This is a genomic window from Paenibacillus sp. A3M_27_13 (assembly GCF_024213315.1).
In the GTDB taxonomy this organism is placed as follows: Bacteria; Bacillota; Bacilli; order Paenibacillales; family Paenibacillaceae; genus Paenibacillus; species Paenibacillus polymyxa_B.
The window spans coordinates 61,640-77,463 of the sequence record NZ_JANAVE010000007.1 but is presented as its reverse complement, the minus strand read 5'-3'; the positions used below and the strand labels follow the sequence as shown (position 1 = coordinate 77,463).

Below are 15,824 nucleotides of genomic sequence, written 5' to 3'. Positions count from 1 at the left end.
GAAAACTTCATTTGACTGTTTACAGCTATTTCCGCATAATGAAATTAGGATTTAGAATCAGTCTAAGTCATAAGAACCTACAAAACAAGTGATTCGTTTTTGCAATATCCGGGTGTCCACATTTTGGGATAAGCTTTTGGTGGAATTACTTTTAGAGTATATGCAGCTGCCCAGCGCCCGGTGTCGAAAACTCGTTATATAATACTTATGATATTTTAGGAGGAACCAAGATATGTACAAGTCCATTATTATAGGTACCGGCCCTGCCGGTTTGACCGCTGCAATTTATCTGGCACGCGCTAACATGAGCCCACTGGTGATCGAAGGACCACAGCCAGGCGGACAATTAACCACGACTACGGAAGTCGAAAATTTCCCGGGTTTTCCTGAAGGAATCATGGGGCCCGATTTGATGGATAATATGCGTAAGCAAGCGGAGCGTTTTGGCGCTGAATTCCGCACAGGTTGGGTAAACAAGGTAGACACAACTGCTCGTCCATTTACATTGGATGTAGAAGGTTTGGGTGAACTGGTTACCGATACACTGATTATTTCCACAGGGGCGACTGCCAAATATTTGGGTATTCCCGGTGAACAGGATAATATCGGACGTGGCGTAAGCACTTGCGCAACATGCGACGGCTTCTTTTTCCGTGGCAAAGAAATTGTTGTCATCGGCGGTGGAGACTCTGCACTGGAGGAAGCCAATTTCCTGACTCGTTTTGCCTCCAAAGTAACGTTGGTGCATCGTCGTGAAGAAATGCGCGCCTCCAAAATTATGCAGGATCGTGCTCGTGCGAACAACAAAATTGAATGGGCGCTTAATCGTACTCCTGTAGAAGTGATCGCTGACGAGAACGGAGTCACTGGCTTGAAAGTGCTGAATAATGCAACAGGCGAAGAGGAGATCATTACAGTTAGCGGCGTATTCGTGGCGATTGGTCATCATCCGAATACAGGCTTCCTCGAGGGGCAAATTACAACGGATGCGAACGGTTATATCGTCGTAAATCCGGGGACTTCCGAAACAAACGTGCCAGGCGTATTCGCTTGTGGCGACGTACAGGATACACGCTACAGACAAGCAATTACCGCAGCAGGTAGTGGCTGCATGGCTGCTATGGACAGCGAGAAATACATCGAAAGCTTGGAGCACAGCGCACTGGCCCTGTAATGATCTTCGCAAGGTTGAATAAATATGATGTAACAAAATAAATGATGAGGTGATATTCATGGAAAAAGCAATTGTATACACATCTACAAACTGCCCGCATTGCCGTCAAGTAAAAAGCTATTTGAGTGAAAAAGGCGTGGAGTACGAAGAACGCAACATTGAAACCAATGAAGCTTTTGCTCAAGAGGTTTGGGATATGGGCATTCGTGCCGTTCCATTGACTTTGATCGGGGAAGAACGTATTTCCGGTATGAACAAAACCAAGTTTGAAAAAGTGCTGAACGCTTAATCCAACCAACAGCAGATGACGGTCCTATGATCGTTATATGGTTTAATAAGACCCTCATTGCAGTTACATGCTGCGATGGAGGTCTTTTTACTTCTTTTTAAAAAGAGAGAATTTTGTCGAAAGTATTGCATCTGTAGATAATCGGTGCTATATTTTAATTGTAAGCGCTTAAAACCCGGGTTGCTTCTATGTAACAATTCATCAATGCACCATCAATTATGACTTCTAATTAACTAAATAGCACAATATCCAATAAAGGCGTGTTACTGTTCGGCAGGCAAGACCTAGATTGGGTAGGATATTTTTCCCTACCCTTTTTAGGTCTTTTTTTGTTCCTTATTTTAAGAAGGTAGGTGTAACTCATGAATTACAAAGATATCGCACAAGCCATTTTTAACAAAGTGGGCGGGAACGATAATATTAACAGTGTTATTCATTGCTCTACTCGATTACGGATGACGCTTCGTAAGCCGGAATTGGCACAAACAGATGAAATTAAAGCTTTGGACGGAGTTATGGGAGCCGTGAATAGCGGTGGACAATATCAGGTCATTATAGGAAATGATGTAGGCTATGTCTACAATGAGCTAGTCAAATTGCTGGACCCGAATCAATCGTCTTCCGATGAAGCCGAAAAAGTGAAGATGGATCGAAGCTTTAAGGGATTGTTCAATAGTTTTGCGAGCATGATTGCAGGTATTTTCCAGCCCATTATTCCGGCCATTGCTGCATCAGGGATGTTAAAAGCACTGCTTTTGCTATGCACAGTAACCGGAATCATGAGCAAAGAAAGCCAAACGTATATGATCCTAAGTGTAATCTCGGATGCGGCATTTTATTTTCTGCCTATGCTGCTGGCTTTCTCCAGCGCGCAGAAATTCAAGACTAATCCATTCGTATCCGTACTCCTAGGGGGTGTGCTACTTCATCCGAACTTAATCAGTTTGCTAGGAGGTGAGAAAGCTGTCACATTTGCGGGCCTGCCCGTAGCATCGGTACAATACGCTACCTCCGTTATTCCTATTATTTTGACCATATGGCTCATGTCATATATTGAGAAATTTGCTGATAAAATCTCTCCCGGACCTGTGAAAATATTTCTAAAACCATTAATAGTCATTCTGATTGTCGCACCTGTTTCTCTCATTGCCTTAGGACCTCTAGGTACGTATTTGGGCTTAGGTATGTCCAACGGTGTATTCTGGATTCAGGAACGAATCGGCTGGCTTACAGTCGTATTGATGTCTATCGTGATGCCGCTAATCGTCATGTTCGGCATGCACAAAGTATTCTATCCTATTATTTTTGCTGCGCTGGCTTCACCAGGATATGAAACATTGGTACTGGTTGCCATGTTGGCTTCCAATATGGCCCAAGGCGCGGGTGCATTTGCCGTCTCGCTGAAAACGAAAGATCCCAAGTTCAAACAAATTGCTTTGTCCGCAGGTATTTCAGGGGTATTCGGCATTACGGAACCCGCTTTGTATGGCGTACATTTACGCCTGAAAAAAACACTGTTCGCCTGTATGATTGGAGCCGGGGTTGCCGGATTGTTTGCAGGTCTTATGAATTTAAAAGCTTATGCAGCTGTGGGTCCAGGTTTTGCATCACTGCCGATGTTTATCAGTGAAGATCACTCTAACCTGGTATATGCGCTTATTACGATGGCTATTTCGATCATTGTGACTTTTATTGCAGTTTATATGATCGGCTTTCAAGATACGGTTACCGAACCGGCTAAAAAAGAAGCTCGTCCCGAGCCTGCTAAAGCACAAAGTATAAGTAAAAGCTTCAAATCTAAAACCGTTATTTTCGCACCTATGGAGGGCACCGTAATTCCCTTACAACAGGTCAAAGATGAAGCATTTTCTCAGGAAGCAGTGGGTAAAGGGATGGCTATTCAACCAAGTAGCGGAAAAGTGGTCGCACCTTTTGACGGCATCGTAGCAAATGTATTCCGCACCAAGCATTCCATAGCCTTAAAATCAGTTGAAGGTGTAGAACTGCTCATTCATATCGGTTTGGATACCGTTAAGCTGAAAGGCCAGCATTTTACTGTGCATGTACAGGAAGGGGACGAAATTAAGCATGGGCAACTTCTGATTGAATTTGAACTTGAAGCTATACAAAGGGCGGGGTATGATACGATAACTCCGATTATTGTGACCAACACGGCGGACTATCTGGAAATCATGGGTCATGAAAGTTCAGAAAAGACAGGGCCGGAGAAGCCTCTAATTACTGTACTTTAACAGTGTGTTTGTTGGGGGAATCAAGCCTGGAAAGTGAGATGTCGCTGGATATGAAAGTAATTAAAGTTCTCAATACGAGTATTGTTCTTGCCAAACGTGAGGATCACAAAGAAATTATCGTGATGGGGAAAGGGATCGGCTTTAAAAGCAAACCTGGTGACTTCGTCGATGAGAACGAGATTGAAAAGATATATGTTCTTGAAAATGAAAGCATGTCTTCTGATCTGACGGCGCTAATGAAGGAAACACCCAAAGAGTATTTGATTCTGGCAGACGAAATCATATCTTATGCCAAAAATGCACTATCCAGTCACTTGAATGAGCATTTATATGTATCCCTGACAGACCATCTGTACATGGCAACCAAACGATTTAAAGAAAATATGAAGATTCAGAATCGGATGCTGTGGGAGGTCAAAAAGTTTTATCCGGAAGAGTTCGGTATTGGCTTGTATGCGCTCTCCTTGATTGAAAAGCGTATCGGTCTAGAACTGCCTGAAGAGGAAGCGGCGAATATCGCCTTTCATTTGGTTAATGCTCAACAAACCGATAACAATATGAACCAGGTTTTATTGATGACCAATACGGTCAAAGACATTTTGAACATCATTAAACTGCATTACCAAATCGAACTGGATACCCACAGCATCAACTATTCGCGTTTTCTAACGCACCTTCAATTTTTTGTTCAGAGATTACTTGAGCATAAAATGTTGGATTCTCAAGATCCAGAATTAATGAGCCAAATTGTGAACAAGTACCCTGAAGAAGAGAAGTGTGCGTTATCGATTCAACAATATATTGAAGCCAAATTCGAACTTTTGATCCCGGATGAAGAACTTATGTATCTGATCATTCACTTAAAACGAGTCATAAGTAGAAATTAAAGAGGAGGAGCTAGAGATGACAGAAATAAAAAGAACATTTCCGAAAGGCTTTTTATGGGGAGGAGCGATAGCCGCAAATCAGGTGGAGGGCGCCTGGAATGTCGATGGTAAAGGGATATCTACAGCAGATATGGCTATTTACAAAAAGAATGTGAGCAAAGCTGATTATAAAAAACACAATTCAATGACTGAGGAACATATCCAAAAGGCGATGCAGGACACGTCAGATCATGATTATCCCAAACGTCAGGGAATTGATTTTTATCACCGCTATCCCGAAGATTTAGCATTGTTTGGTGAAATGGGATTTAAAACGTTGCGAGTTTCTATTGCTTGGACGCGTATTTTCCCCAACGGAGATGAGGACAAGCCCAACGAGGCTGGACTGCAATTTTATGATCGGCTGTTTGATGAAATGCATAAAAACGGGATAGAGCCACTTGTCACCCTGTCCCATTACGAAATGCCAATGTATCTTGTAAACCATTACGGAGGCTGGACCCAACGGAAAGTTGTAGATTTCTTTATCCATTTTTGTAAGACTGTATTTAAAAGATACCAAAATAAAGTAAAGCACTGGATCACTTTTAATGAAATAGATAGTATCGTGCGCCATCCGTTTACGAGCGGTGGTATTTTACCGGAGCGCTTTGAAAATGTAGAGCTAGCGGTTTATCAGGGTCTGCATCATCAATTTATAGCTAGTGCTCTGGCCGTAAAATACTGTCACGAAATCATTCCAGATTCTAAAATCGGCTGTATGTTAACCCGGCTAACGACGTATCCGCACACCTGTAATCCGCAAGATATTCTGGCAGCGTTTAAAGATAATCAGTTCAACTATTTTTTCACGGATGTACAGGTTCGCGGAGCGTATCCCCATTATATGAAACGCTTCTTCCGTGAAAAGGAAATCGTGATTGAAAAGCTCGAGGGTGACGATGAAATTTTGAAGACGCATCCGGTGGATTTCATTTCCTTTAGTTACTATATGTCGTTGGTTGCTAGTGCGGATAGTGAAGGCATGGAAAAAGTCAGTGGGAATACGATTGGCGGCGTTAAAAATCCTTATCTGGAAACGAGTGATTGGGGCTGGCAGGTTGACCCGGTCGGCTTGAGACTTTCTCTGAGTGAGCTGTACAGCCGCTATGAAGTACCATTGTTCATTGTAGAAAATGGTTTGGGGGCATACGACAAGGTAGAGGAAGATGGTAGTATTCAGGATGATTACCGTATTGATTACTTCCGTGCACATTTTGAACAAATGCATGAAGCGATTCTAGACGGGGTTGAACTCATGGGTTACACCAGCTGGGGAGCGATCGACTTGGTCAGTTATTCCTCATCTGAAATGGAAAAAAGATACGGATTTATATATGTGGACAAAGACAATGACGGTAACGGGACACTAGAAAGAAAACGAAAAAAGAGCTTCTACTGGTATAAGGATGTTATCTCCAATAACGGGTTGTAAGAAGAGGATTTTCCAAAATCTCGAGAAAAGTGGGCGTACAGGAACTTGAGTGTTCCCGTACGCTTTTTTTCTTATAAAGATACGCGTACACGCCCGAGAAAAGGAGCTGTTGCTGCATAGGCGGCACCTAGCATCGTCGAACGGCTGCCAAGCGTGGAGAAACGAATCTGTAGTTGCCGACGGTGATAGGGCAGAGCACGTTCGTCAATCACTTCACGCATACTTTGCTCCAACCAAGGTCTGGCTTCCGCCAGTGGACCGCCGATGATAAGCATTCCGGGGTTGAGGCTGTTCACAATGTTGGTAATACCCACACCCAAATATCGCCCAATATCACTAAGGACGCTTAATGTACTCGCTTCACCTTGCTGAGCAAACGGCAGTAATTCCGCTGTATTATGTGCAGGCAGTTTCAATGTGGATGCTGCGTACGCCTTCTCCGAAGCATACAGCTCCCAGCAGCCGCGACTACCGCAAGAGCAGAGCCGTCCGTTCCAATCAATGGTCATATGACCCGTCTCCCCGGCGTACCCCCAAGCTCCTTGATACGGCTTGCCGTCAATGATAATCCCGGCCCCGATCCCGGACCCTGCACTGATGTAGACCAGATCCCGCACCAGCTGTCGGTGATCACCGTCCATACCATAGTACAACTCGCCCTGTGCGCCGACGTTGGCTTCGTTATCCACTACGACGGGCAGACCTAGCTCGGCCTCAAGCTGCCGCCGCAGCGGAACCTCTTCCCAGCCCAGATTGGGTGCGAACAAAACGGTTCCGGTTTCATCCACCATACCCGGTACCCCCAGCCCAATGCCGACGATACCATGAGGGGAGGGAGGAGTGACCTGCATGAGCTCCTGAACGAGCTTTCGAATCTGTTCCATAACAAAGGCAGGATCATGCTGGGTTAGGGAAAAGGTAAGCTCGGTTTCAATGGTACCTGCCAGATCGGTCAGAGCGCCCTTGATGTACTGTACACTCACCTCAATACCGAGTACAAAGCCTGCACGGCTGTTGAACAGTAGCATCAAAGGCTTACGCCCGCCGCTGGATTCCCCTAATCCCGTCTCATACACAAGTCCATCGGTGATGAGCTCTGCCACCAGATTGGAAACGGTGGCCTTGTTTAATCCAGTTTGACTGGATAACTGTGCCCGGGATAGCGGAGCATGAAGGCGAATACGCTCCAGCACAATGGATTTATTCAGCTTTTTGACAAGCGCCTGATCGCCAGTGACATTCATGTTAATTCACTTCCTGTTGGTGTAATTCCTGATATTATATCATAAAAACAAACTTAGTTTAAGCAATAGACAAAGTCTTTTAGCTGTGCTAGAATCGTTTTTGTAAACGTTTACTATAAAGGAGGAACTTATAATGGCTTATTTCGAACAGGTATCTAAAATTAACTTTGAGGGCAAGCAATCCGACAATCCTTTTGCGTTCAAATTTTATAATCCACAGGAAATTGTAGCGGGAAAAACGATGGAGGAGCATTTGCGTTTTAGCATGGCCTATTGGCATACACTGGTTGCAGGCGGCTCTGATCCTTTTGGTGTAGAAACAGCGGAACGTCCATGGTCCAAGTTTACCGGGCTGGATTTGGCGAAGGCACGTGTGGAAGCTGCCTTTGAGCTGCTGGATAAGCTGAATTTACCTTATTTTGCTTTCCACGATGTGGATATTGCACCAGAAGGCGCGTCATTGAAGGAATTTTACAGCAATCTGGATACCATCGTGGATCTGATTGAGGAACATATGAAAGCTACGGGGAAAAAACTGCTGTGGAATACGGCGAACATGTTTAGCCATCCACGTTATTTGCATGGAGCTGCGTCGACTTGCAATGCAGATGTATACGCACACGCAGCTGCTCAGATTAAAAAAGGGTTGGAAGTGGGCAAACGTCTGGGCGCGGATAACTATGTTTTCTGGGGAGGCCGTGAAGGCTACGAAACACTGCTGAACACGGATTTGAAGCTGGAGCAGGACAATTTGGGACGTATGTTCCATATGGCCGTAGACTATGCGCGTGAAATCGGCTTTGACGCTCAGTTCCTGATTGAGCCAAAACCGAAGGAGCCAACGAAGCATCAGTATGATTTTGATGCGGCGACGACGATTGCCTTCCTGCAAAAATATGATCTGGATCAGCATTTCAAGCTTAATCTGGAAGCTAATCATGCAACTTTGGCGGGGCATACTTTTGATCATGAAGTACGTGTAGCACGGATTAACGGCATGCTGGGATCACTGGATGCAAATCAGGGAGATTTGCTGCTGGGCTGGGATACGGACGAATTCCCGGTTGATCTGTATGATGCCACACTGACCATGTATGAAGTGCTGCAAAATGAAGGCTTGGGCCGTGGCGGTATCAACTTTGATGCCAAGGTGCGCAGAGCATCATTTGAGCCAGAAGACTTGTTCCTTGCGCACATCGCAGGTATGGATACGTATGCGAAGGGACTGAAGGTAGCCGCCAAACTGATCGAAGATCGTGTGTTTGAAAACTTTATTGAGAAGCGCTACAGCAGCTTTAAAGAAGGTATTGGAGCAGACATCGTATCCGGAAAAGCAACGCTTGCTTCTCTTGCTGAATATGCTTTGGCGAACGAAACACCACGCAAAAACGTATCCGGTCGTCAGGAATATCTGAAAGCAACATTAAATCAATACATTTTAGCTGACTAATGCCAGAACTTATAAGGGTAGTACGATAACAGGGAAGGAGGAACTCCAATGCAGGAGAAGCTAAATCAGGAGCAGGAACGCTATGTCATCGGCGTAGATTTGGGTACCAGCGCGGTCAAAACGGTGCTGGTTAACCGCAAGGGGCAGGTGTCTTATGAAACCTCCCAGTCTTATCCGCTCCATCAGCCGAAGGCGGGGTATAGCGAACAGCACCCTGAGGACTGGGTCAGTGGCACGTTAGCATCACTAAAACAGCTTGTGGAGAAGGCTGGAATCGGCGGCACAGATGCCGTGGACGGTATTAGCTTTTCGGGACAGATGCACGGGCTTGTGCTGACTGACAAGGAAGGCCAAGTGCTTCGTCCGGCTATTCTGTGGAATGACACGCGTACAACAGCACAATGCCGTCGTATTGAAGAAAAGCTCGGATCGGAGCTGCTGAACATCGCACGTAATCGCGCGCTGGAAGGCTTCACGCTGCCCAAGCTGCTGTGGGTGCAGGAGCATGAGCCAGACGTGCTGGCCCGTGCGGCACATTTTATGCTGCCCAAGGATTATGTGCGCTACTGTCTGACAGGAGAGCTGGCGACGGAGTATTCGGATGCGGCGGGCACGCTGCTGCTGGATATTGCGAACAAGCAGTGGAGCGAAGAGATCGCTGCCGCGTTTGACCTACCGTTGTCGCTGTTCCCGCCGCTAGTGGAATCCTTTGATCAGACGGGTACGCTACTGCCGGAGATTGCGGAGCAGAGCGGGCTTTCGCCTGAAACGAAGGTCTTTGCAGGTGGTGCGGACAACGCATGTGGCGCGATTGGCGCCGGCATTTTGAGCGAAGGCCGCACCCTGTGCAGCATCGGCACCTCAGGGGTTGTACTTTCTTATGAGGAACGCAAGGATATTGATGTGCAGGGGCGGGCGCATTTTTTTAATCATAGTGAGCAGGATGCTTATTATATTATGGGGGTTACGCTCGCGGCCGGATACAGCTTGACTTGGTTTAAGGATACCTTTGCACCAGGGCATTCTTTTGATGCACTGTTGGCAGATGTGAACTCTATTGAGCCGGGCAGCCAAGGGCTGCTGTTCACGCCTTATATCGTCGGCGAACGTACACCTCATCCAGATGCAACCATTCGAGGCAGCTTTATCGGGATGGATGCGGGGCATAAGCTTGCGCATTTTACACGGGCGGTACTGGAGGGAATTACGTTTTCGCTCAAGGAATCCATTGATATTCTCAGAGGAACGGGCAAAACGGTGAACGAAGTCATTTCCATCGGCGGCGGTGCGCGTAATGAGGCATGGCTGCAAATGCAGGCAGATATTTTTAATGCGGATATCATCAAGCTGGAAAGCGAGCAGGGACCTGCATTGGGGGCGGCCATGCTGGCTGCTTATGGTAGTGGCTGGTTAGAATCTCTGCAAGCGTGTGCTGAAGCTTTTCTGCGTGAAGCAGCGAGATATTCACCAAACCCGGAACATGTGGCACGGTATGAAGGCCTATACGAACTGTACCGTGAAGTTTACCTGCATACGCGAGAGCTAAGTGAGCATTTGGCAGTATATCGCTGAATACGGTGAGTTTTGAGCGTAAATGAAAAGCGGCTTCGGGTGTAAGAAACCCCCGGAGCCGCTTTTTTTTCATGTGATGATGAGTTTGAATTAAATACTTTTCTCGATTTTCGCATGATCTTCATTCATAGAACTCCCGGCACAGCCAGGACATGACTTGCTCGACGAACACCCCGCACAGGCGCCTTGACGACTTTTTCGCAAAAATCGTACCAGCACCCACGCACTATAACCGAGGATCGCCAATAAAATGATGATATTGATCATGGAATCCACTTCCTTTTATTTACTGTAGGGCCTGACTTAACCCCAACCTAATAATCTGCCACATTGATAGATCAAGACGGCGATGATATATGCGACGGTCAAAGGATAGATCACAGAAAATGCGGTCCAACGCCACGAAAGGGTTTCTTTACGAATGACCGCTACCGTAGCCAGACACGGAACATACAACAGAATGAACACCATAAAGCTAAAAGAGGCAAGCGGTGTAAAGGCCTGTCTGACTTGTAGTTCAAGTCCCTGCATATCAGGAACGTGGTAAATAATATTCATCGTTGATACGACAACTTCCTTGGCCATAAAGCCTGTGAGTAGGGAAGCACCTGCTTGCCAGGTGCCAAAACCGAGAGGGGCCAGTAATGGAGCGAACCAACCTCCAACGGTGGCAAGCAGGCTGTCATCCATTTCTGCCCCGAAGCCCTGCGGACCGAAATTGGACAAGAGCCAGATGCCAACGGAACCTGCAAGAATAATTGTTCCAGCTTTACGGACGAAGCCTTTGACCTTCTCCCATGTGCTGCGGAATAGTGTAAGAGCCTGCGGCACTCGATAGGGAGGAAGTTCCACGATGAAGAGGGAGGGCTCACCCGACAAAATGGATACTTTGGAAAAAATTTTGGCAAGTATAAGTGAAACGATGATTCCTAACACATACATCAGCATGATGATGCTTGCCGCATGTGTTGGGAAAAACACACCCGCAAACAACGCATATACCGGCAGGCGGGCCGAACACGACATAAAGGGCACCAGCAATGTTGTAATGAGACGTTCTCTGGGCTGTTCAATGGTGCGTGCCGCCATAATCGCAGGGACATTGCAGCCAAATCCGATGATAAAGGGAATGAAGCTTTTCCCGTTCAAGCCAACGGCTTGCATCAGGCGATCCATTAGTATCGTGACCCGTGCCATATACCCGGAGTCTTCGATCACTGAAATTATCAGAAATAAAATAGCAATTTGAGGCAGAAAAACAAGCACACCCCCGACTCCAGCCACGATGCCGTCCACGACTAGACTTTGCGTAAAAGCGGACGCGTTCAAGTGAACGAGTAACTCAGAAATCCAAGTGCTGAGTGTCCCTGAAAAAAATCCATCCAGCATATCTGAAAGGATCGTACCCGCCCAATCGAAGGTGAACTTGAAGGTAGCGTACATCAGCAGCAAAAAGATCGGAATCCCCAGATACCGGTGAGTTAATAGTGCATCCAGCCTATCCGTCAGGCTGTGCGGTCTGAGTTTGGAGGTGTCGAGTGCCTTGGTGCACAGATCAGCAATCCATGCTGTTCGTACAGAACGAATATGCTGAGCAGGGGTGATGGCATGGCCTTCACCGAGAAGTTCTTCCTCGCAACGGTGGATGCGCACAGTTACTTGTTCACGCTGTACCTCATTCGTCATCCATTCCATGACGACAGGATTGCCTTCCAGACATTGCAGTGCGGCCCACCGCAGTTGCGGCACAGGTGCATTTGGCAGCAAGTTGCAAATATCCGTAATGGCAGCTTCAACGGCAGGACCGTAGTCCAATTGAAAAGCATTGGATGTACGTCTTACCTCCCGAAGAGAAGCAAGCATTTGCTTACTTCCACTGCCTGTACGCGCCACCATAGGAATGATGGGAACGTTCAACTGATCGGCTAACAATTCCTTGTTTACGCGAAGACCCGTGGCATCGGCTACGTCAGTCATGTTTAAGCCAAGTACAAGCGGACGGCCATACTCCAGTAGTTGTACGGTTAGATAGAGATTACGCTGGAGCTGGGAGGCATCCACAATGTTGATCAGGGCCGTAGGAGGTTCTTCCAGCAAATATCGAGTTGCGACACCTTCATCCAGCGAAAGAGGGAGTAAAGAGTAGGCGCCCGGCAAATCCACCAATACGGCAGACTTGTCACGCAGGATTCCTGTTTTCTTTTCCACTGTGACGCCGGACCAGTTTCCTACTTCTGCATACGTACGAGTCAGCTTGTTGAATAATGAGGTTTTTCCTGTGTTGGGATTACCGAATAGAGCGATCATGTCCATGTTGGAACAACCTCCAGTTGCTTCACTTGATTTTGACGGAGGCCAACCAGCTGGCCGTTGCATTCAATGACGATAGGACCGCCCAATAAACTGATTTTCTTTAATCGTATGATGGAACCTTCGTTGATACCCATATCTGTTAAGCGACGGCGCAATGAGGGATGAAGAGGGGCAAGAGATTGCAAACGCACAGTTTGACCTAATGGTGTACGAAGGAGTGAGATACATTCTGGCATGGTGCTCAGCCTTTCTGATCTAGAATGAGAATCAATATCATTTACTTCCGATGCCAGTACCATATCATGAGGAAACCTAGATTGCTGTGATAAAACTCTCTGCGAACGACAAGTCTGCTCATTGTCCCATCTGTTATATAGGCGAGTATAATGTCACACCCTGTCTTGAACTGCTCCCTTACTCGTCTGCAACCGACAAAACTAGAGCGTTTGGGGCAACTGTTTTTATGGTAAGATATAGCTGTTTACAACTATGCTAAGAAGGGCAGGAACGCTCTGTATGAACAGAAAAATCGGGGTTAGGCTTGTAAAATGTCTGGTTGCGGGTGCAGCGCTGGCTGTGTTGCTGCCGCAGGCTGTGGAGTGGGGTAGCAATGTGTATGCGGCATCGACCAAGCCGGCTCCATCCGTATCATCGCAGCAGCTTCAGAACAAGCTTTTACAGGCAATGGCTACGCGGAGTGAAACGCTGACCTTTACATATCAAGGGCGAGTGAACGGTCTCAAGCAACAATTACAGACGGCCATCCAACAGGCCATGGAGAGCGATCCGTATGTGAATTATACGATCAAAAGCTACGCATTCAGCTATACAGGCACAACGACCTCCGCTCAGGTTACGATTCGTCTAAGCTACCGGGAGACGAAGGAACAGACAGCATATGTGGATAGCACAGTTAAAGCAGTGCTGGGGGATATTATTACGAAGGGAATGACGGATCATGAGAAGGTAAAGGCCATTCATGATTGGATCGTCGTTCGCCTGAAGTATGATGAAGCACAACAAAAGTACACAGCCTATGATGGCCTGAAAACGGGAAGCACAGTCTGTCAGGGTTATTCACTGTTGGCCTATAAAATGCTGGAACGTGCAGGCATTACGAACCGGATTGTGGAAGGAAGAGCAGGGGGCCAGCTGCATGCCTGGAATCTTGTTTTATTAGATGATCGATGGTATCACATGGATACGACATGGGATGATCCAACCCCGGATCGCGCGAATGAGGTAAGCACTTCATATTATCTGTTGACGGATACCGAAATGCGGCGGGATCACTCATGGGTTAAGCCGTATCCTCAGGCGAATACATCGTATCGGGAAACCTTATCAGCACTGGTAGCTACCGGAGGATCAAAGGCTGCTGTGTATCAAAAACTGTACAATACCCTCGAATATCCGCTGCAAGACGGCAAGGGTCTGGTTAAAACATCCGCCGACATTAAGGAACAGGTGCGTAAGATTGTAAATAAGGGAGGGACAACACTTACCTTCGCCTATCAGGGAACGGAGCGAAGTCTCAAGGAGGATTTACAATCCTTATATCAACTCGGTTTGAAATCCATTTCTTATCAAATTACGGATCTAGGAAGTACCGGCAATCTTCGTGTAACCCTGAAATGGACCTAATCATCTTGCTGTAAAAAGCTACATTAACAAAGGAGTATTCTATTTATATGCACAAGCGTTCCTTTACCTACTTGCTTGGCACGCAGACTATGTCCAATGCGGCCGACATTCTTTACATTATGGCACTTGTGTCTCTGGTTTTTCATGAAACGGACTCGATCTTCTCTTCGGTACTCGTCCCGTTGCTGCGAATGGGGGCACAGATGATCAGCGGCTTTTTAGCACCGCTCATTTTGGTCCGATTCCAGCTTCCTTTTATTTTATTCGTTTCTCAGTTCGGGCAATTGGCTTTCTTTGCTGTTCTGCTGGGCCACTTGTGGTCAGCGGGTACGGAGCCGATATGGGTGATGGTGTTTACGTTGGTGGCAGCCATGTCCTTTCTGGACGGATGGACCACGCCTGCGCGTAATGCGCTGATTCCCCGCCTTGCGTCTGGGGAAGGACTCATGCGGGCAAACAGTCTGGTATCGGTTAGCGATCAGACGGTGCAATTAGCGGGGTGGGGGCTTAGTGGTGTGCTCGTAGCCATGCTAGGCTCAGAAAAAACACTACTGGTGGCCGGCGGGCTGTATATGGTAGCAATGATCTTCACCAGTCTGATTCGAGATCCACTAGAGGGCAAAGCCCATTATTTGCTGCAACCTGGAACAAGGGTGCGAGGTGGAGATGTCTCAGTTTCCGAAACTGGTACTGAGTCCGGGCAAGGGCATCATGACTTGCCTCCTGCACGGTTGGAAGATACACTGTATGGCCCGGAATCAGAGAGCACCGCACTACCTCCCAAACGTAAAAAGGAAATACTCCGTGAAGGCTGGAGCCTCATCGGAGCCAGTCGCAGACTGAAAGCTCTTATTTTTATGGATATGATTGACCTTCTAGGGGGTTCGGTTTGGGTAGGCGCGTTCACGCTTGCTTTCGCTCAGCAGGTTTTGCACAAGAGTGAGGCATGGTGGGGATACATCAATGCAGCGTATTTTGCAGGAGCGATTGGCGGCGGCATCGTTGTCCTCGCCTGCGTCAAGCATTTGCAGCGCAGACTGCTGCCCGCCATGTTGGCGGGGATGGCAGGCTACGGGCTGCTGACAGCGTGGTATGCACTGAACACATTACCGCCACTAACGCTGCTTATCGTGTTGTTGATGGGACTACCTGCGGAAATGTCCGTCGTATCCCGCCGCACGATGATGCAAATGAGTGTGTCCGTACATGATTTGCCCAAGGTGCTGTCTGCCCAGGCCACACTGACAAGTTTGACCTTTTGTATATCGCTGCTTTTAATGGGCTGGATTGCAGATCATCTGGGCATCGTTAATTTGTACTTGTTTTCTGCAGTGCTGACGCTGATTGCTGTTATATACGGTATTTTTAGTCGTCGTGCCTTATCCATGTCTTTGTCAGCTTCATTGGAACCTTCCTCCAAATAAACAGAAAAAGCCCGTCTCCGGGCATATACAGGTGAAAATGCGGATAAACGGTCTTGGACCAGGTTTACCAGCGTGTTTTCCCTGATATGTGGAGACGGGCT

The 15,824-nt window shown here is 47.1% G+C and carries 13 protein-coding genes; 9 read left to right on the top strand and 4 right to left on the bottom strand.

Going from position 1 to position 15,824, the window contains the following annotated elements:
• Positions 1-232: 232 nt before the first annotated feature.
• From trxB to NLX82_RS20830, 5 genes are all read left to right on the top strand, one after another.
• A complete protein-coding gene (trxB, locus tag NLX82_RS20850) occupies positions 233-1,174 on the top strand; it encodes a thioredoxin-disulfide reductase (RefSeq protein WP_023990316.1) in 942 nt (313 codons plus the stop codon).
• A gap of 58 nt (positions 1,175-1,232) precedes the next feature.
• Complete coding sequence (locus NLX82_RS20845; RefSeq protein ID WP_007432162.1) at positions 1,233-1,463, top strand: glutaredoxin family protein; 231 nt, start codon at positions 1,233-1,235, stop codon at positions 1,461-1,463.
• Between the two features lie 362 nt (positions 1,464-1,825).
• Entirely contained in the window at positions 1,826-3,715 is a 1,890-nt protein-coding gene (locus NLX82_RS20840) for a beta-glucoside-specific PTS transporter subunit IIABC (RefSeq protein WP_034095096.1), read from the top strand.
• Positions 3,716-3,765: 50 nt separating this feature from the next.
• On the top strand, positions 3,766-4,602 hold the full coding sequence (gene licT, locus NLX82_RS20835) for a BglG family transcription antiterminator LicT (RefSeq protein WP_076160789.1): 837 nt from the start codon (positions 3,766-3,768) through the stop codon (positions 4,600-4,602).
• A 16-nt stretch (positions 4,603-4,618) separates the two neighbouring features.
• Positions 4,619-6,076: a glycoside hydrolase family 1 protein gene (locus NLX82_RS20830; RefSeq protein ID WP_071558242.1), complete on the top strand. Its 1,458-nt coding sequence runs from the start codon at positions 4,619-4,621 to the stop codon at positions 6,074-6,076.
• 71 nt (positions 6,077-6,147) lie between these two features.
• Here NLX82_RS20830 and NLX82_RS20825 read toward each other — a convergent pair whose 3' ends face one another.
• Positions 6,148-7,320 (bottom strand): ROK family transcriptional regulator, encoded by a 1,173-nt coding sequence (locus NLX82_RS20825; protein WP_076264987.1) that lies wholly within the window; start codon positions 7,318-7,320, stop codon positions 6,148-6,150.
• A 133-nt stretch (positions 7,321-7,453) separates the two neighbouring features.
• Here NLX82_RS20825 and xylA point away from each other — a divergent pair, with 133 nt between their 5' ends.
• Complete coding sequence (gene xylA, locus NLX82_RS20820; protein ID WP_068938249.1) at positions 7,454-8,770, top strand: xylose isomerase; 1,317 nt, start codon at positions 7,454-7,456, stop codon at positions 8,768-8,770.
• Positions 8,771-8,818: 48 nt separating this feature from the next.
• Positions 8,819-10,342, top strand: a complete 1,524-nt coding sequence (gene xylB, locus NLX82_RS20815) for a xylulokinase (protein ID WP_254349008.1) — start codon at positions 8,819-8,821, stop codon at positions 10,340-10,342.
• Positions 10,343-10,432: 90 nt separating this feature from the next.
• Here xylB and NLX82_RS20810 read toward each other — a convergent pair whose 3' ends face one another.
• Genes NLX82_RS20810 through NLX82_RS20800 form a run of 3 tightly spaced genes read right to left on the bottom strand, consistent with a single transcriptional unit; the run spans position 10,433 to position 12,891 of the window.
• A complete protein-coding gene (locus NLX82_RS20810; RefSeq protein ID WP_023990309.1) occupies positions 10,433-10,609 on the bottom strand; it encodes a FeoB-associated Cys-rich membrane protein in 177 nt (58 codons plus the stop codon).
• A gap of 36 nt (positions 10,610-10,645) precedes the next feature.
• Positions 10,646-12,655, bottom strand: coding sequence for a ferrous iron transport protein B (gene feoB / locus NLX82_RS20805; protein WP_075154752.1), 2,010 nt, complete (start codon positions 12,653-12,655; stop codon positions 10,646-10,648).
• Positions 12,646-12,891: a FeoA family protein gene (locus NLX82_RS20800; protein ID WP_016820309.1), complete on the bottom strand. Its 246-nt coding sequence runs from the start codon at positions 12,889-12,891 to the stop codon at positions 12,646-12,648. Before NLX82_RS20800 ends, feoB begins: the two co-directional genes overlap by 10 nt.
• A 280-nt stretch (positions 12,892-13,171) precedes the next feature.
• Between NLX82_RS20800 and NLX82_RS20795 the strand changes: the two genes are divergently transcribed.
• Complete coding sequence (locus NLX82_RS20795; protein WP_075154750.1) at positions 13,172-14,299, top strand: transglutaminase domain-containing protein; 1,128 nt, start codon at positions 13,172-13,174, stop codon at positions 14,297-14,299.
• Positions 14,300-14,346: 47 nt separating this feature from the next.
• A complete protein-coding gene (locus NLX82_RS20790; protein WP_071558246.1) occupies positions 14,347-15,723 on the top strand; it encodes an MFS transporter in 1,377 nt (458 codons plus the stop codon).
• Positions 15,724-15,824: the final 101 nt, after the last annotated feature.